Origin of the sequence: Sporolactobacillus shoreicorticis (assembly GCF_024125445.1) — a bacterium.
GTDB classification, from domain to species: domain Bacteria; phylum Bacillota; class Bacilli; order Bacillales; family Sporolactobacillaceae; genus Sporolactobacillus; species Sporolactobacillus shoreicorticis.
In genome coordinates this window covers 57,192-75,591 of the sequence record NZ_JAMXWM010000005.1, presented here as the reverse complement: position 1 = coordinate 75,591, position 18,400 = coordinate 57,192, and the positions used below count along the sequence as shown (strand labels likewise).

Genomic DNA, 18,400 nt, shown 5'->3' with positions numbered 1-18,400 from the left:
GAAACTGATTACTTTCCTAGAACATTTCGAACACCCTTTATTGAATCTCGCCGCCAACCGCTTCAACAACCTTTTGTGCAATTCGATCGACATAAGCATCGCATGCTTCCTCGGTCGGTGCTTCAGCCATCACCCGAATGAGTGATTCAGTGCCTGAAGGGCGAACCAGAACTCGTCCGTCGCCCGCCATATCGGTCTCAACATCCTTGATGGTTTGAGCGACCTGCGAATTTTCCGTTACATGGAACTTATCGGCAACATGAATGTTAACCAATTTCTGCGGATATGTTTTGACACCGGCCGCAAGCTCGGACAGTTTTTTGCCGCTGGCTTTCAGGATGCTGACCAGTTGAAGCGCTGTCAGCATTCCGTCTCCTGTTGTGGAGTGGTCGAGGAAGATGATGTGTCCCGATTGTTCGCCGCCAAGTACATAACCGCCGGCGCGCATTTCTTCCATAACATAACGGTCGCCGACCTGCGTCTTCTTTGTTTCAATTTGTTCGGCTTGAAGTGCCTTGTACAAGCCAAGATTACTCATGATAGTTGTAACCAGTGTATCTTTATTCAGCATTCCTTTTGATTTCAAATAAGTAGCACAAATGTACATGATTTTATCACCGTCAACAACATTTCCAAGTTCATCGACAGCAATCAGACGGTCACCGTCACCGTCAAAAGCGAGTCCACAATCGGCAGCCTTTTCCACAACAAGCGCAGATAAAGCATCCGGATGTGTGGATCCGACGCCTTCATTAATATTTTTACCGTTTGGCGATGTCCCGATTGTAACAATGTCTGCTTCCAGATCAGCGAACAAATGCGGGGCGAGCGAGCTCGTCGATCCATTGGCGCAATCAAGCGCGATCTTGAACGAGGAAAAATCATCCTCCTGTATCGTCTGTTTCAAAAATTGAAGATACTTTTGGCTGCCTTCAAAATAGTCGCTGGACGTGCCTAAGTCGCCGCCGATTGGCCTTGGCAAATCATCCTTTTCTTTAGACAGCAGTGCTTCAATGGTTTCCTCGACCTCGTCGCTCAGCTTAAATCCGTCACTGCCGAAAAACTTAATGCCATTATCAGCAACGGGATTATGCGACGCAGAGATCATCACACCGGCACTTGCGTCCATCGCTTTTGTCAAATAGGCAACGCCAGGCGTTGAGATAATGCCAAGACGCATCACTTCGACACCGATAGACAGTAGTCCGGAGATCAGTGCGCCTTCCAGCATATATCCAGAAATTCGCGTGTCCCGGCCGACCAGAACCTTCGGATGTTCAGTCGTCTTCGTTAATGCGTAACCGCCGGCCCGCCCCAATTTAAAAGCCAATTCGGGTGTCAAGCCAAGATTTGCAATACCTCTGACTCCATCCGTTCCAAAGTACTTTGCCATAATTTCGATCGCTCCTATCTTTCCTCGTCCAAATTCCGCCGCTTTATTGTAAACTCCGTACTGCATTCTGTCAAAGGGATGTTCTAACCCCTCAAAAAGTAACAGTCTGAAAATCGTTAACTGATGCTGACGCTCACCGTTTTCGGGTCTGCCTTCGCGGTTAATCCGTCTGAGGTGTTAACCGCAACCGTCACCTGATGTTCACCAGCATCCATTCCGCTCAAATCAACCTGTGCCTGAATATCACTTTCGGACAATTGATCAATCTCCTGAGAAGGGCCTGTTATCGAGACGTTTACATGATCTTCTTGGCTGAAAGTCGCTTTCAAGCCATCCTTAAGTCCGGTTACCTTTATTGGAATATTCGTTAGTTTTTTCGTTTGTTCGTCCGTACTACTTGAGCTTGAGCTTGAACTGAAATCTGAACTGCTGTTTTCGTCGCTTTCAGCCGTTGCTTCTTTAACAATATGAACCGTAACATCAATTTTCTCAGGAGTTACCTTACTTGCACCCGATGGGACAGGAATCGTTACCGAGAATGTCTTGTCCTTTTTTAAGCCATCCACGGACACGGACAAAGGGTCGAGTGCTGTAATCTGACTAAGTGCTGCCGCATCCTGCGCGGTTACAGTCACATCTTTGGCGGAAGTCTCAATCGATGAGACACTGTAGCCCTTAGCCGGCGTTCCTGTTGATACTGCCTTAATACTCAATTGTTTCGACACTTTACCAATCGGCACGCGGACATGAACCGATGAAGGATGAACCGTTACGTTTACTTGGTCGCCGTTGCTGTTAAACGCGTGCAGCGTGACCATTTTATCCACCGTTGTATTCGCATCTTTGACATTAATGACACCTTTAATAAAAGCAATGGAGTCAACAGAGTCTTCGCCGCCGGTAACCGTAACATTCTGCGTGTCGATAACCGGATCGCCGACCGAATAACCGTCCGCAACAGAATTTTTGTTGATAATGTCAATGGCAACTGGGAGCTCTTTACTCGTTTTTTTCTGAATCGTTACGCGTACGGTCTTCGGAGTCGGGCGGACAGTCAGCCCTGAGGGAAAGCCGCGTGTCTGTACACGAGCGTCGTAGGTCCCCGGCTTCATATCTCTCAGATCCAGATAGGCACTCTTCGTGCTCGGCAGTTTTGCCTTTAGAATTGACTCATTGGATCCGGTCAGACGGATACTGATCGTCTGAGGCGCTCCACTGACCACATACTTGTTCTGATTGTATTGTATCGTCAGCTTTTGTGTCACTACTGCCGACTGCTGTGACGGGTTCACGGCCACGTTGGAAGGGCTGCCCGACGATGTACCGTCGCCCGACGATACAATGGCATACAGCATAAGCGCCATGACAAAGGATACAATTTTGACAAACCAATTGTTATTCAAAAGTTTATCCATTGTGCTTACCTCTCCAATTCCAGCGAATGGTCGGCTGATTCTCCGATTCATCCAGTTCATGCTGGAGCATTTCTCTCAAGCGATCCTCACTAATCTCACGAAACATTTCACCGTTCTTTGTTACCGTAATTCCGCCGGTTTCTTCAGAAACGACAACGGTTAAAGAATCCGTTACTTCGCTGACACCCATGGCCGCTCGATGCCTTGTCCCAAGTTCCTTCGAAATAAACGGGCTTTCTGAGAGCGGCAGATAACACGCTGCCGCAACGACTTCGTTGCCGCGAATAATGACTGCGCCGTCATGCAGCGGCGTGTTCGGAATAAAAATATTGATCAGCAGCTGAGATGTCAGATTTCCATTAAGCTGAATGCCTGTTTCAATATAGTCATTAAGTCCTGTTTTACGTTCAATGGACATCAGCGCGCCGATTCTGCGCTTCGCCATATACGAGGAAGCTTTGACAATTGCTTCCGCCATTTGTTTATGTTCTTCCTCAAGCACAACACCTCTGGAGAACAGACGGCCGCGACCAAGCTGTTCCAGCACACGGCGCAATTCCGGCTGAAAAATGACGATGATTGCGAACAATCCATAAGTAATGGCATTGTTCAAAATCCACTCCAGCGTTCGCAACTGTAAAAGGCTGCTCAGAAACCACACTGCGATAATAACAAGAATACCCTTCGCCAGCTGAACTGCCTTTGTGCCTCGAATAATCATGATCACTTTGTAAATCACGTAAGTGACAATCAAAATGTCAATGATATCTGTCAAGTAGTTTAGAATATTGAAATGAGTCCACAAAGACATGACTTTTCATCCTCCAAATCAGCCGTAATTCTCTACCTGCGCCGACAATCTTAGTGTTGCTGTATCTCTCTTAAGTAAACTTGGTTTATAAAAAAATTTTGCCAAAAGAGAATGCTGTTTGACTCTGTTCATTGGTCCATTCGTTTATGAGTCCGTGCGGACCTGTCCTCATTCCAGCATTCACTAAATTGATGAATTCATAAACAACATCATCATTTAAACGCCAAAAACATCTCTACGCATTAGCTTGTCTTTTTTATCCTATGACTTGCAATCTGAAAAAATGAACAGACAGTCTCATGTCTGATCGCCCGACACCTTCACAAGTGCATAACCGTTTCTGTTTCTCGTCTGACGTCTTGAACCGATCACGACCAGCGACATCGGCAGCGCACAGATTGCAACAGTGGTCAGAACAGGATGGCGGCTCCCCCATTTGTGAATCGCATTCCGCTTATCCGGCGGCAGCTGATTTAAAACACTTTCTGTAAAAGCAGCCGGCAATTGCGGGTGGGTGAGCCTGCGCAGCAATTCCGTCGACTCCTTCAATTCGTTGAAATGAACGCGGCACTCAGCGCAGGTCGCAAGATGTTCAAACAGTACCTGTTTCTCCTGTTCGGTTGCTTCCTGATCCAGAACCTTATTCATCAAAGACACATATTTCTTACTGACACAGTTCATGCTCGCCCTCCCCCTTCGGTAATCATATTTTTCCTCAACATTTCTCGGCCACGATGAATGCGCGTCTTTACCGTACCCACCGGTATTTCCATTATTTCACTAATTTCTTTTAAACTTAAATCCTCAATATATTTTAAGACAATTGCCGATCGATATTTATCGGGCAGTCTCTTAATTTGTTCCTGCACCATTTCTTCAGTCTCTTTGCGTACCATCTGATCTTCCGGCTGTTCGCCTTCATCAGGCAGCATTGTATTCAGCGAAAGACCTTCCGTACCCGGAACCACCGCATCAAGCGAAACATTATTTTTCCTGCGCCGCAGAAAGTCTATCGACAAATTTGTCGCAATTCGGAACAACCATGTTGAAAATTTTCGATCATGGTCATATTGGTCAATACGGTTATAGGCACGTATAAACGCCTCTTGGGATAGGTCCTCGGCTTCCTGAGCATTGCCGACCATGCGCAGACAAATGGCGAACACGCTGTTTTTGTACCGTTCCACAAGTTCGGCAAACGCCTGCTGATCCCCTTTTCTGATTTTTTTAATCAGCCGCTTCTCACTTTGATCCATTTTAACCTCTCATTTGAAGCATTATTTACTACGTGTTTGATTCGTATCAAGTTTCATTGATGTCATGAGGCTTTTTCACAAACAGTCTGTTCTTGAACCTATACAGTTATTCGTTGGACACTCTCTATTTATCGCTTTATTCATGAGCTGTTATTCGTCTGAAAAACGAAGAATTCGGCCATCAGTCCGCCAAAAAGGCGCTCGTTTGAAAAACTTCTGTTGGGGTAACCTATAGTTAAGCAAATACTAAGCCTGGAGGTGGGACATATGGATAAGCAAGAGCTCATCGGAAAAATCGAAGCATTGCGCAGCGTGATGTCACAAGTCGCTCGTTATCAACCGCTTACCTCACCGGAGATCCAGCATATGAGCCATCATCTTGATCAATTATTGAATCAGTATGACCGCCTCGCCCAATGATATTCCCTAAAGACATTAAAATTATAACATAATTCATGCCTTCAAAAACAAACAAGCGGCTTGTTCCTCTTGACAGGGGCAAGTTTTTATTTAACAATAAAAGTAAACCATTAGTTTACTTTTATTAGGAGCGATCTCTTGCCATCAAAAAGAATATTGCAGAAAGAGAAAAAAAGGGCAGCCATAATCGACGCCGCCGAACATCTGTTTTTTTCCAAGGGTTATGAACGTACGACAATGGACGATCTGTGCCACGAAGCGCATTTCAGCAAGCGCACACTTTACATGTATTTTAATAGTAAGGAACAGATTCATTTTGAAATCATGATTCGCGGTTATAAACAACTGATTTCGATGCTGGATCAAGAAAGTCATTTATCAAATATCATTGAGCGTCTCAAACAAATGACAGGAACCTTTTACCAATTCAGCGTGGATTTTCCGGAGTATTTTGCAGCCATCTTTTCATATGAAAACAATGCGGATGATTTTCAAAAAGGTGTGCCTGATTCCTCAAAAGAAGAATGCTATGCGCTTGGTGAGGTCGTTTTTCACAGATTGGCGATCTTAATTCAGGAAGGACAGGAAGAAGGTGTGTTCCGAAGCGATTTGGACTCGAAACACACGGCCCTCATCTTATGGTCTTGTATGAACGGGGTTCTGAATACCGCAAAATTAAAAACGAATTACTTGGCAAACTATCATTATCTGTCGCCCAAAACACTCATTGACAATGCTTTTGACCTGATCATCCATTCCATTTGCAAGAACCATGGAGGTGCCCTTAAGTGAAAAGAAAAGGCGTGAAAAAAGTGATTATCATTAGTATTGCGAGCTTCATCACTCTCATTTTTCTGGCACTCGCCGCCATCCTTCTGACCGGCGGCTTGTTTCAGAGCCAAACGTATCTGCAGCCATGGGACAAAAGTTATGCGAACCGTTTCAAAGACCCGCGTATTCGGCTGGCGGCCTATGGACTTCTCGCTGCCAACGGACATAATATGCAGCCATGGATCATTAAACTTGACAAAAATGATCCCAACACATTCTACCTTTTTGCCGACGCGAACCGAATGTCTCCGCAGGCTGATCCTGAGGCGCGACAGTTGATGGTAACCCAAGGCACCTTTTTGGACTACGTTGCGGTCGCAGGCCGATCAATCGGTTATCCTGCAACAATCTCCCTGTTTCCAGGCGGCACGTACAACGAACAGCAGCTTGCACAAAGCATGTCTGCCAAGCCTGTTGCAAAAATAACCTTGAAACGAGCGAAACCGCAACAGAGCCCGCTTTTTAACGCGATCTATATTCCCGACACAAACCGAGAAACCTACAAATCGGCAAAACTAACCGCTGCGCAGATCGACGCATTGGAAACTCTCAGCGAAAATAAATTTGAAACAAAAATTTACCAAGACAAGGCCGATGTGAAAAAACTTGGAAAATTCGCCTTGAACAGCGTAAAGATTGAGGCCGGCACGCGGCGTGTCATGGACGAAGCAGAAGCCATTTTCCGCGCAAATGAGTCGCAAAAAAACAAAAAACGTTACGGATTCTCCTTTGAAGGTCAAGGCACATCGGGATTCAGACTCTACTTCATGCAAGGTCTGATCACGCTTTTTCCTTCCCTTAACAATACCAAAGCTTCATCTGATCTCATGATTCAATCAACGCAGGCGGCAATCGATCACACACCCGCATATGCTATGATTTCATCCGATGACAACAGCCGTGCCAGTCAGGTTAAAAGCGGCATGATTTACAGCAGATTGACACTGACCGCCGCAAGTCTCGGTCTCGCCGTGCAGCCCGTCAGCCAAGCGCTGGAAGAATATCCTGAGATGAACAAGCAGTATACAGGCATTCATCGAAGCTACGCGCCAAAAGGACAAACCATTCAAATGCTCGTCCGGATCGGCACACCAACGAAAACAGTCCCACAGAGCATGCGGCGGGATGTTATGGAGCTGGTTCATAACTAACAATGAAAGAGTTAGAAAGATTTGTGAATCACAGCCGAATTTATAGTAAAACTTATTAAAAACGCAGCAAGAGAAGAAACAGTGAAAAAGTCACAGTTGGCACCCTCAATACAAAAAAGCCAAGGAAGTTCTTCGACTTCATATTATCTATTTATGGAGGCCAAGGTGACTGAACCCTTGGCCTCCTGCTCATAACCATGCTAAATTCGTTTCAGTTCAAAAACGGAATCTCTCCATGTAACCTCACCATCAGTATTCTATAGACAACCATGCCTTTATTACACAGCATTCATGCCTTTTAAGGTCTCACTTCGGATTAATTCAACCGCCCGTGCTTTATAATTAAGGAATTTTTCCGATGTTTTCACGTGGTAATCTCTTGGACGCGGGAAATCAATTGGAATAATCTCTTTAATTTTACCCGGCCGCGATTCCATGATGACCACACGATCAGCCATAAAAATAGCTTCATCAATGTCATGAGTCACCAATATAACGGTCTTTTGTGATTTTTGCCAAACATCTAGCAGCAGTTCTTGCATCAGACTGCGTGTCTGCATATCCAGCGCACCGAATGGTTCATCGAGTAAAATCAATTCGGGGTCGTTTGCCAGAGCACGCGCAATCGCTACGCGCTGTTTCATTCCGCCGGACAGAGCTTTGGGATATGCATGCTCAAATCCTTTTAATCCGACAATTTCAATATATTCCTTGGCAATTTTTTCACGTTTTGCTGCGGTCACTCCTTTTTCACGCAGGCCGAATTCGATATTTTTCTGAACCGTCAGCCAGGGAAAAAGCGTATAGGACTGAAAAACCATTCCGCGATCCGCACCCGGCTCTGTAATCGCGCCTCCATTAATCAATACGGTTCCCTCAGAAGGTGTTTCGAGTCCGCCGATAATTCTCAGCAAGGTCGATTTCCCGCATCCTGATGCGCCAAGAATCGCAACAAATTCTTTGTCCTTCACGTCAAGATTAATGTTGTTCAGCGCCTGAATCTTGCGTTCCTTCTGCATGAATGTCTTCGACAGATTTGAGATCTCGAGTTTTTGAACGATCTTACTCATGTAGATTCATCCTCCTTAGCTCCATGGGAATAATCGTTTTGACAGGAATTTAAATAAATAATCAAAGATAAGGCCAATCAAACCGATAATCAGAATACCGACAAAAATATTAGATGTTTTCAGCATTCGCTGTGATTGAATAATCATGTATCCGATCCCGGACGATGCACCGACGAGTTCAGCAACAATAATATAGGTCCAGGCCCAGCCAAGTACCATACGCAAAGAGTCCATAATCCGAGGCATGCTTGCTGGTAAAATTACTCGCCATAAAACCGCTGCCCGCGATGTACCAAGCGTATAGGACACATCAATAAGATCTGTTTGTACACTTTTTGTAGCAGCCGCAACCATTAGGATTAACTGTGGAAAACTGCCCATAAAAATGACAGCTATTTTTTGCGACTCGCTGACCCCAATCCACAGAATAAAGAGGGGAATAAAAGCAGACGCCGGCAAATAACGAATGAAAGACATGAGCGGCTCCAAGAAACCTTCAATTGGTTTATAGGTGCCCAGCATGATTCCTAACGGAACTGCTACCACTGCCGCCAATAGGAAACCAATAATGACCCGAATAATCGTCACCCATATATCATGAGTAAAATTTAATTGCGTGAACAGATCAACAGCAGCTCTAAAAGTATCGGTCGGCGTAGGAAGAAATATAGGGTCAACCATCCCGCCATATGTCAGTGCGCTCCAAGCCGCAAGTACAACTACGAAACCAACTACTCCTAAAGTCAAATACAAACTGTGCTTGATGTTTACCATCGGTGTAAATAATCGTTTCAGCGATGTGCTTGATTTTTTCACATTTTTACTGATTTGGATATCACGTTCCATCTAATGACCTCCTTCCAGAAATCGTTCCATTCAGAACGCATCTTGTCCGTTCTTAATTACTCTATTGACACAGTTTGTTGCCGTATTGTATATAAGAAATTTATAGCTTGGGTAATTGAGCAGAACTAGGTCAGCCCTTTTTCCGGGTTCAATGCTGCCTATGATACCGGAACGATTCAGTGCCGCCGCCCCATTGAGTGTAAACGCGGTCAGCACTTCCTCACTGGTCATCCGCATATGAATCCCTGCAAGTGCAAAAATGAGCGGTGCGGAATAGGTAAAACAACTTCCGGGGTTAAAGTCGCTGCCCAAAGCAATCGCACAACCTGCATCAATCATCTTGCGTGCATCAGCATACGGTTTATTCAAACAGAACGCGGTTGCCGGAAGCAATGTTGTAACAATTCTCTGTTCAGCAAGCATTCGAATCCCTTGCTCAGAGGCTTCTAATAAATGATCGGCGGAAACGGTGCCAACTTCAGCGGCCAACTCAGCTCCACCCATTGATTCAATTTCATCCGCATGAATCTTTAGCAAAAAACCATGGTCTTTTGCCGCATTCAGCAACCGGCGCGATTCAGCAATGGAAAAAACCCCTTCTTCACAGAAGACATCACAGAAGTCGGCCAAATGCCCCTTAGCCACTTCGGGAATGACTTTATCAATCATAAATTGAATGTATGCCTGATGATTCGCTTTAAATTCACGAGGTATCGCATGCGCCCCCAGATATGTCGGCACAACATCAACCAAATGATCGGTATTTAATTTTTTCATCACGCGAAGCATACGCAGCTCGGTTTCCATATCCAAGCCGTATCCGCTTTTTCCCTCAACGGTTGTGATGCCTAAACGAACCATGCCGTCCAGCCGCTGACGCCCACTGCTATAGAGTGAATCAAAAGAATCTGCACGTGTTGCCCGAACCGTATTTTCAATCCCTCCTCCGGCTTTCATAATTTCCATATAAGATTTGCCGGACAACCGCATTAAAAATTCATCAGGTCTGAACCCACCAAAAACGAAATGAGTATGAGAATCGATGAATCCCGGAACAATACTCTTTCCTGAAGCATCAGTTACAGTGTATTGTTCAAGGTCAAATTCAGACGCTATGGATGAACTTGTATCAACGGCAATAATCAGTCCATCTTCAATGACGATAGCACCGTCTTGAATGATTTTGATCTCAGACATTTCTTTTCCTGCTCGCGCTTTTATCCCCATTGGCGTTGCAATCTCCGATGCATGGAGGATGACTCGTTTATTCATTGCTTCCGCCTTCAGATCCGCACAACTCTGTGAGCAGTTCTTCATTAACCAAGTGAGGAATTGTCAAATAGTTTTCACCTTGGTATTTCTGATTAAATGCAACGGCTGTTTCCATTGAGTGTTCGTTTCGCGCCCAGTTTCTCCGTGCAACGCCGCCCATGACATCCCAAAGGATTGCCTGCTTAATAATCTCATCCACGCGCGTGCTGCCGTCGAGCACTAAACCAAAACCGCCGTTGATTGATTTGCCGATGCCCACACCGCCGCCATTGTGAAGCGCAACCAGACTCATGCCACGGGCCGCATTCCCTGCAAAACATTGAACAGCCATGTCCGCCATCACGTTGCTCCCGTCTTTGATGTTGGCCGTTTCTCGAAACGGGGAATCCGTACCGCTGACATCGTGATGATCACGCCCGATCATCACCGGTCCGATCTCATGATTTCTGACCATCTGATTGAATTTCAATGCAATCGCAATTCGTCCTTCCGCATCCTGATACAGGATTCGCGCTTTTGTTCCGACAACAAGCTGATTTTTCTCCGCATCGCGAATCCAATTGTAATTATCTCGATCCTGATACCGTCTGTTCGGATCAATACAAGCCATCGCTGCCTGATCCGTTTTTTGCAAATCCCCGTCCTTACCGCTCAGACAAACCCAGCGAAAGGGACCGTAACCATAATCAAACAGTTGAGGACCCATAATGTCTTCCACGTAAGAAGGAAGTGTAAAGCCGTCTTTATCATCGCGCCCGTTCTTCGAAATTTCAGTCACTCCCGCATCATAAACGGCTTTTAAAAAGGAATTGCCATAATCAAAAAAGTAAGTGCCTTGGTTAACGAGTGCTTTAATGCATGCATAATGATGCTTTAGTGATTGATCAACAAATTGATTAAAATGTTCTCGATTCTCACTGAGCATTTTCGTTCGTTCGTCGAAGGTAAGCCCCTGCGGACAATAACCCCCTTCATAAACCGCATGACAAGATGTTTGATCAGATAACAGGTCTACCTTTATGTCATGCGCAACCACATAATCCAGCAGATCGACAATGTTTCCGTGATAAGCAATAGACACAGTTGTTTTATCGTCCAAATGTTTCTGAGCAATCGCGAAAATCTTATCGAGATTATCCGAAGATACATTGACCCACCCTTGACGAAGACGTGTGTCGATTCGCGACTGGTCGACCTCGGCAATAATTCCAACTCCATGAGCAATTTCCACCGCTTTCGGCTGGGCGCCGCTCATTCCGCCGAGGCCTGAACTGATAAACAGATAACCGGAAAGGTCTGCCTCATTTGGAATGCCTAACTTTTCACGTCCGGCATTGAGCAACGTGTTATATGTGCCATGAACAATTCCTTGTGGACCGATATACATCCACCCGCCTGCCGTCATCTGACCGTAATTGGCCACACCCATCTGTTCAGCAATCTCCCAATCTTTCAAATTATCAAATTCACCAACCATCAGCGCATTGGTCAAAATGACGCGCGGGGCTTCGGGCTTCGTCTTAAAAACGCCAAGCGGATGCCCTGATTCAAGCACTAAAGTCTGATCCTCCTCCAAATTTTCGAGATACTTTTTTATCAAACGATACTGCATCCAATTTTGACAAACACTTCCTGTTTCGCCATAGGTAACCAGCTCGTATGGATAAAGCGCGACATCGAAATCAAGGTTATTGTCGATCATGACCTGAAATGCTTTGCCCTCAGTACACTTCCCTTTATAGGTATCAATTGGTTTTCCATAGATGTGACCTACAGGTCTGAAGCGATAACCATAAATACGGCCGCGTGTCTTTAATTCGTTAAGAAATTCAGAGATCAATTGTTCATGATACTTCTCCGGAATGTAGCGCAAGGCATTCTTTAACGCGACACGAGTCTGTTGCGGACTCAGCGTATACCCCCTGTCAGGCGCGCGTCGAATGTCTTCAACAAATTCAGGATAGTCAGGCAGCGGCTTTCCTTCTTCTAAAATTGATAAAGAATACTGTGAATCAGGTCGAACAGTCATTGCAAAAGCCTCCTTTTTTTATTCAAGAAAAAGTGCCCTCACTGAGACGGTAAGGTGCAATCAACCAGATGCCTTATTTACCGACAAAATCACCATTAATCAGGTCTGATGCCTTCGGCTGTTTACTGATCAGCTTGACCTTCTTCCAAAAAGTTGCTGCTTTGTCCGTCACGTCATAAATCAGTCCCGGATCACTCTTTGTACCAAAATATTTAATATTGCCCGCTTTATCATAGAAAGTTACATCCGGTTCGGTAGCTTTAAAATCGTTTACAGTCTGACCCATACTTTTCGCCATAATTTTATTTGCTTCATCAGGATTCTCTTTTGCATAATCAAGCGCATCATACCATGCATCAACAATACCCTGTACAAGCTTCGGATTCTCATCGACAAAGTCTTTACGCAGGCCAAGGGAATCAACAATTAATCCGGGAGTCTTGTCACTGGAGAGGAGGACATGGCCAAAGGATGTCTTTTCAGCTTTGGTCAGCCAAGGCTGCCAGGTCACCGCGGCATCTACTTTGCCGCCGACAAAAGCCGCTCCGGCATCTCCGGCACTCATGTTGACAATCTGTACATCATCCATCGTCATTTTGTTTTGATCAAGCATGTACATAAACCAGAAATAGCTGGCACCGCCGCTCGTATCAATAGCGACTTTTTTCCCTTTCAGATCCGCAAACGATTTGATGTTCTTTTTGGCAACAATGCCATCGCCGCCGCTCGATGTGTCAAGCGCCAATACTTGATAAACGGGAATGTCAGCAGCCGCTGTCATGACATGAGTATCAACAGTCGTGAAGAAGCCCTGAATACGGTTCGCCGCCATTGCTGTGCGTCGGTCGCTTGCACTTTGAATCGTCTGCAGTTTTACTTTCACACCGTTTTTCTCGAAAAATCCCTTTTCCTCTGCAAGATACATAGGCGCAAAACCAATCCAAGATGAAATACCTAGTTTTACGGTTCCCTTAAACTGATTCTTACTGCTTTTGCTTTCACTGCTCCCGCTTTTTGACGACGAGGAGCAGCCGGAGAGCAATAGAGCTGCGGACATAAGACCGACGAGAATGAGCACAACGATTTTTTTCATGAAATTTCCTCCTATTAATAAATGATTTAAATTTAGAGAACTGCGTCTTTTGAACGTCTGCCATTTAGCACAGTGATCACATTAGCAACTGCTCGCTCTTTGAGCGTGCGCAATGATTCAACCGATAAATAGGAAACATGCGGTGTGACATAAATGTTCGGGCAGGAGAAAACTGCTTCGTTTCCTGTCGGCGGCTCATTTGCAATCACATCCAGCATGGCACCGGAGATAAGTTTATTTTTTACCGCTTCAATTAAATCCTGTTCATTCATGACACGTCCGCGTGATGTATTAATAATATGCGCCGTCGGCTTCATCAGCTTAAATTCAGGCATAGACAGCAGTCCGTCGGTCTCAGGTGTGTATGCCGTATGCAATGTCACATAATCTGCTTCCGACAATCCATCTTGCAGCGTGACTTTGCTCACTCCATGATCAAGTGCATCCGAATCATTCAAACGCGGATCATGCACGAGTACGCGCATATGGGCAGCTTTAGCCTTTTCCGCTACCTTTTGACCAATTCGGCCAAAGCCAATGATCAGCAGCGTCGATGAAGCAATGCGCGGAGTGAGCACGGATGCAGCCTGCGCTCCCCAAGCTCCGTCATTCGCAATTTTTAAATAATAAGGCAAGTTCTTGTTAAAGAAATAAATAGAAGAAATGACATAATCAGAAACATCCTCAACGCAGTAACCAGGAACATAGGTAACCGTTATCCCTTTGAATTTTGCCGTCTCAATAGCTACTCGATCATATCCTCCTCCATAGATAGCAATAATCCGACAGTTTTCCAGTTTCTCAATGGTCTCTTCTCCAATGGTGACATAAACCTGGCAAAGGATGGCGTCGGCGAATCGTCCGAAATCTTCAAGATCTTTTTGATAATCATTTCCCGAATGCTTTATGACACAGTTCGGAAAGGCCTGTTTCAAACGTTCCTGTTCAATGATGTAATCCGACCATTCCTCATCAATAATCCAAATCAACGGTTTCAAGATATCACCTCCCATATTCAATAGTTTTTTAATTCTGTTATTTTTCATTAAACGCGTTTACACGAACGGACACAGATTCTCTATGAGCATGCAATCCTTCAACTTGCGCCAGCTGCATACAAGCTTCGGATAAGTTCTGACAGCCTTCTTCTGTAATTTCTTGATAGAATGAGGTCTTAATAAAAGTACCTACCCAAACGCCATTAGAATATTTTGCAGTACCCATCGTCGGCAAAATATGATTCGTACCTGAGACGTAGTCACCAAATGCGACCGGAGCATGTTCACCGATAAAGAGCGAACCGAAATGATTCAGTCGGGTGCTTACCGCTTTAGGATTCTTGGTTTGCACCTCCAGATGTTCCGGAGCAATGCGATTAGCGATTTCAATTGCTTCTTCTAAGTGATCCGCCAGAATAATCTGACCATTATCCTTCCATGACTGGTCGGCAATCTTATTGGTGGACAGTTCTTTTGAGTATTTTTCAAGTGATTGCTGTACTGCCTCAATCATTTTTCGATCTGTGCAGATGAGAATGGTCTTTGTATTCGGGTCATGCTCAGCCTGAGCGAGCAAATCAATGGCGACAAAATTTGGATTTGATGTTTCGTCTGCCAGAATCAGCACTTCACTCGGACCGGCAAGACTGTCTATGCCCACATCGCCCAGTACTTGCCGTTTCGCTTCGGTTACAAAACGGTTCCCGGGACCGACAATCAAATTGACCTTTGGTACGGTTTCTGTTCCATAAGCTAAGGCGGCAATGGCTTGAGCACCGCCAACTGCATAAATTTCATCCGCTCCGGCAATATCCATCGCTACGAGCACAGCCGGATGAATGGTACCATAGTTCGTTGCCGGCGGACAGCAGGCGGCTACACTTTTAACACCGGCAATTTTCGCAGTAATGATGGACATTAATGCCGAGCTCGGCAGCGGATAACGCCCGCCTGGAATATACGCACCGCATCGATCAACCGGTATGAGCCGGTGACCAAGTGTGACACCGGGAATCGGGCTGCTGATCTCCAGTGCTTTTAAACATTGGTATTGACTCTCAGCATAAAAACTTATATTTTCTGCTGCGAATTTCAAAGCATCGATGGTCTTGCCGTCAATCTTTTCATAGGCTTCTTTTACAGTACTTTTACTTACTTTTACCGACTCAAGAGTGACATGGTCGAACTGCCCAGCCAGTTTAATCAATTCTTGATCTCCGTTCAAACGAACGTTATTGATAATTCCGGAAACCAATTCCGTCAATTGCCGGTCGCGTTCATAGGTTTTCTCAACCGCTTTCTTGATCCATTCCATTAAGATCCAGCCCTCCTTGTATCTTTTTATAGTCAAAAAAATCGTTTGCTCTAATCAGTCGCCGCCGCTCATCCCGCCGTCCAGCCTCCGTCGACACTGATTGACTGACCGGTCATATAATCAGAAGCAGGCGCAGCAAGAAACAGCAATGCCCCAACCAGATCATCGAAAGTACCGACTCGTCCAAGCGGAATTTTATCTTCAATCCACGTCTTGTGTACAGGATCATCAAAGAAAGGCTTCGTCATTTCCGTTAGAAAATAACCTGGAAAAATAGCGTTCACCTGAATGCCTTCTGACGCCAGCTCCAAAGCAGCTGTCTTGGTCAACTGTGTAATGGCACCTTTAGAAGAACAGTAGACAGATGATCCGGCCAGGCCGATGACACTTCCCAGTGAACCGATATTAATAATCTTTCCTCGTTTTCTTGCCTTCATCTTTTCTGCAACTGCCTGAGTCAAAAAGAAAACGGCTTTTATATTGACGTCCATGATCATATCGTAATGAGCTTCAGTAACTTTCAGAAACGGCTCAGCAATCTCGGTTCCGGCATTGTTCACTAGGATATCAATTGGACCGAACCGCTCCTCAATTTGATCAACAGCTTCCTTTAGTTGGTTAAACTGTGTAATATCAAAAACAATTGTTTCTGCCTCTCCTTGTTCCTGCTCAATCATCCGTTTGGTTTCAGCAAGGTCTTCGAGCGTCCGGCCAATGCAAATGCATTTGCAGCCTGCTCGTCCCAAAGCGATCGCATACCCTCTGCCCAGCCCTCTGCCGGCACCGGTAATCAGCGCAATTTTCCCTTTTATTTGAAAAATCGTCGGTTCAGACATGTGCTCATCTCCGTTCAGGATTGAATGATTAATATGCCCTGATCAGCATCAACGCGGAGCTTGTCACCATTTTTAACCTGCTCATAAAAATCTTTCGGCACGCGATCGACAACAGGCAGCTCCATGATAATCGAACTGGCTACGAGCACCGTATCCGGGTATTTGATAATTAAAGCCCTCGGTCCCTTACCCGTCATTTTCAATTGATACATTCCGTCCGCCTGAACAACAGAACTGCCCTTCCCACTCGGAAAAACAAGGATCTTATCTGCGATTGACTGGCCTTCCAGGCAATGGTTCTTTTCAATAACAACACCCGTTTTCGGATCAACGAGATAAAAACAGAAATCATCTGTCGAGATCAGAACTTCACCCTCAATGACACCTTCAGATACTTTATGACATCCGTAAGTTTCACTCATGACACTTCACCTCTCATCGCAGCTTCAATGCAATCTTCTACTTTTCGAATGACAAACTGCATATTCCGTCTTTTTGTGTAATAAGCGCATTTCGGAGAGTCCGTAACGCCCTTCTTCCCATAGAGAAATTCCCAGCACGGCTGATCCATGCAGGTATCATCAACAATATCTCCACCTGCTGCCTGCAGCGTCTCAAGATAGCCCATTCGCGTTGCAAGTTCTTTCGTCAGAGATGAAGTCATAATCCAAAGCTTTACCTTAAGTTCCTTCCCCTTTACAAGATCTGCCACCTGTGCCACTTGATTCAGGTTGAAGTGCGGACATCCAAATAAGGCAAAATCAATTTTTCCAACCGGATCAGTAATTTCCGAATGTACTTGATCCAAGTCTTCTTGTGTAATCGTGATGATTCGCTCAGGTTCATCTCCTTGAAAAGCCTCTTCGACTGTTCGTGCTTCAGGCGTAACTCCGACAATATGATACATGGGCACATTACCTGCCGTGTTGAGTTGAGCACCAAGATTCATCAATGCTGCGGGAGAGGGATCTGTAGGCAGATTGACAAAAACCGGCGTTTTGAATTGAAGTTTCTTTGGCACTGCATAGCCAAGCAACTGATAATCGAAATCGTTTTTCACATCGGCTTGGACATCAATAAGTACCTGCCCTTTCCGGTTCTCGTCAAGCAAGAATCCATAGAGCGGTGTTCTGCCTGTAATCGCCGCACACAGCGCACTTTGTGCCGATTCGCGATTCGTTCTTGCGCCATACACCGAATTAATAAATGGTGTTGCGCTTGATTCAGAAAAAGCAGTAATTTCGCCAAACCGAGGAACATTTTTCTCAAGATAAGGAGTACAGTCAAAAGTTAGTGTTGCGCCTATATCTTTATAGGCCTGTCTCGTTCGGCGAATCGTTTGCTCGTCTTCTTTTGAAATGGTCGTAATGCATTGAAAATATTCCAAATTAAAACCTGGGTTCACCGTTGGAGATATTTTACATCTTGCTCCCGCATTTACGAGTTTTTCAACAAACCACAGGTCGGCTTCCTGATTACTCAGCGCTACATGTGTCCGGCTGACCGGGACCATTTTCGGCGCATCAAAAACTTCTCCGAGTGCAACCTGAATTTTCATCGCAATCTGTGTACCCTTGCCGTATTTCCCATCAAGCATTTCTTGTTCTTCAACGGTCAGCTGCATGAAATCGCCTCCTCAAAAATGTGTTTTCTGTATATTTATC

General features: G+C 45.2%; 18 protein-coding genes. 3 read left to right on the top strand and 15 right to left on the bottom strand.

What is annotated here, in order from left to right; translation table 11 throughout:
• Positions 1–37 precede the first annotated feature (37 nt).
• The 5 genes from glmM to sigW form a co-directional block, all read right to left on the bottom strand.
• A complete protein-coding gene (glmM, locus tag NIE88_RS05940) occupies positions 38–1,393 on the bottom strand; it encodes a phosphoglucosamine mutase (protein ID WP_253060199.1) in 1,356 nt (451 codons plus the stop codon).
• A 116-nt stretch (positions 1,394–1,509) separates the two neighbouring features.
• Complete coding sequence (locus NIE88_RS05935; protein WP_253060197.1) at positions 1,510–2,808, bottom strand: CdaR family protein; 1,299 nt, start codon at positions 2,806–2,808, stop codon at positions 1,510–1,512.
• On the bottom strand, positions 2,801–3,619 hold the full coding sequence (gene cdaA, locus NIE88_RS05930) for a diadenylate cyclase CdaA (RefSeq protein WP_253060194.1): 819 nt from the start codon (positions 3,617–3,619) through the stop codon (positions 2,801–2,803). Before cdaA ends, NIE88_RS05935 begins: the two co-directional genes overlap by 8 nt.
• A 297-nt stretch (positions 3,620–3,916) precedes the next feature.
• Positions 3,917–4,300: an anti-sigma factor family protein gene (locus NIE88_RS05925; protein ID WP_253060192.1), complete on the bottom strand. Its 384-nt coding sequence runs from the start codon at positions 4,298–4,300 to the stop codon at positions 3,917–3,919.
• Positions 4,297–4,875: an RNA polymerase sigma factor SigW gene (gene sigW / locus NIE88_RS05920; protein WP_253060190.1), complete on the bottom strand. Its 579-nt coding sequence runs from the start codon at positions 4,873–4,875 to the stop codon at positions 4,297–4,299. The genes NIE88_RS05925 and sigW overlap by 4 nt, the downstream gene beginning before the upstream one ends.
• Positions 4,876–5,142: 267 nt before the next feature.
• On the opposite strand from sigW, the gene NIE88_RS05915 reads away from it, so the two are divergent.
• From NIE88_RS05915 to NIE88_RS05905, 3 genes are all read left to right on the top strand, one after another.
• Positions 5,143–5,295: an aspartyl-phosphate phosphatase Spo0E family protein gene (locus NIE88_RS05915; RefSeq protein ID WP_253060188.1), complete on the top strand. Its 153-nt coding sequence runs from the start codon at positions 5,143–5,145 to the stop codon at positions 5,293–5,295.
• A 138-nt stretch (positions 5,296–5,433) separates the two neighbouring features.
• Entirely contained in the window at positions 5,434–6,087 is a 654-nt protein-coding gene (locus tag NIE88_RS05910) for a TetR/AcrR family transcriptional regulator (RefSeq protein WP_253060186.1), read from the top strand.
• Complete coding sequence (locus tag NIE88_RS05905; RefSeq protein ID WP_253060166.1) at positions 6,084–7,277, top strand: Acg family FMN-binding oxidoreductase; 1,194 nt, start codon at positions 6,084–6,086, stop codon at positions 7,275–7,277. Before NIE88_RS05910 ends, NIE88_RS05905 begins: the two co-directional genes overlap by 4 nt.
• Positions 7,278–7,555: 278 nt before the next feature.
• Here NIE88_RS05905 and NIE88_RS05900 read toward each other — a convergent pair whose 3' ends face one another.
• The 10 genes from NIE88_RS05900 to NIE88_RS05855 form a co-directional block, all read right to left on the bottom strand.
• Positions 7,556–8,347 (bottom strand): ABC transporter ATP-binding protein, encoded by a 792-nt coding sequence (locus NIE88_RS05900; protein WP_253060164.1) that lies wholly within the window; start codon positions 8,345–8,347, stop codon positions 7,556–7,558.
• A 15-nt stretch (positions 8,348–8,362) separates the two neighbouring features.
• On the bottom strand, positions 8,363–9,193 hold the full coding sequence (locus tag NIE88_RS05895; protein ID WP_253060162.1) for an ABC transporter permease: 831 nt from the start codon (positions 9,191–9,193) through the stop codon (positions 8,363–8,365).
• Positions 9,194–9,223: 30 nt separating this feature from the next.
• A complete protein-coding gene (hutI, locus tag NIE88_RS05890; protein WP_253060158.1) occupies positions 9,224–10,465 on the bottom strand; it encodes an imidazolonepropionase in 1,242 nt (413 codons plus the stop codon).
• Positions 10,458–12,494, bottom strand: coding sequence for a urocanate hydratase (gene hutU, locus NIE88_RS05885; protein ID WP_253060156.1), 2,037 nt, complete (start codon positions 12,492–12,494; stop codon positions 10,458–10,460). Before hutU ends, hutI begins: the two co-directional genes overlap by 8 nt.
• 73 nt (positions 12,495–12,567) lie before the next feature.
• Positions 12,568–13,587 (bottom strand): ABC transporter substrate-binding protein, encoded by a 1,020-nt coding sequence (locus NIE88_RS05880; RefSeq protein WP_253060153.1) that lies wholly within the window; start codon positions 13,585–13,587, stop codon positions 12,568–12,570.
• A 32-nt stretch (positions 13,588–13,619) separates the two neighbouring features.
• Entirely contained in the window at positions 13,620–14,585 is a 966-nt protein-coding gene (locus tag NIE88_RS05875; protein WP_253060151.1) for a C-terminal binding protein, read from the bottom strand.
• A 37-nt stretch (positions 14,586–14,622) separates the two neighbouring features.
• The gene (gene hisD, locus NIE88_RS05870) at positions 14,623–15,900 is read right to left on the bottom strand and encodes a histidinol dehydrogenase (RefSeq protein WP_253060149.1); all 1,278 of its coding nucleotides are present in this window, start codon (positions 15,898–15,900) and stop codon (positions 14,623–14,625) included.
• 68 nt (positions 15,901–15,968) lie between these two features.
• Positions 15,969–16,736, bottom strand: a complete 768-nt coding sequence (locus NIE88_RS05865; RefSeq protein ID WP_253060147.1) for an SDR family NAD(P)-dependent oxidoreductase — start codon at positions 16,734–16,736, stop codon at positions 15,969–15,971.
• A 14-nt stretch (positions 16,737–16,750) separates the two neighbouring features.
• Entirely contained in the window at positions 16,751–17,158 is a 408-nt protein-coding gene (locus tag NIE88_RS05860; protein WP_253060145.1) for an aconitase X swivel domain-containing protein, read from the bottom strand.
• A complete protein-coding gene (locus tag NIE88_RS05855) occupies positions 17,155–18,360 on the bottom strand; it encodes an aconitase X catalytic domain-containing protein (RefSeq protein WP_253060143.1) in 1,206 nt (401 codons plus the stop codon). The genes NIE88_RS05860 and NIE88_RS05855 overlap by 4 nt, the downstream gene beginning before the upstream one ends.
• Positions 18,361–18,400 lie beyond the last annotated feature (40 nt).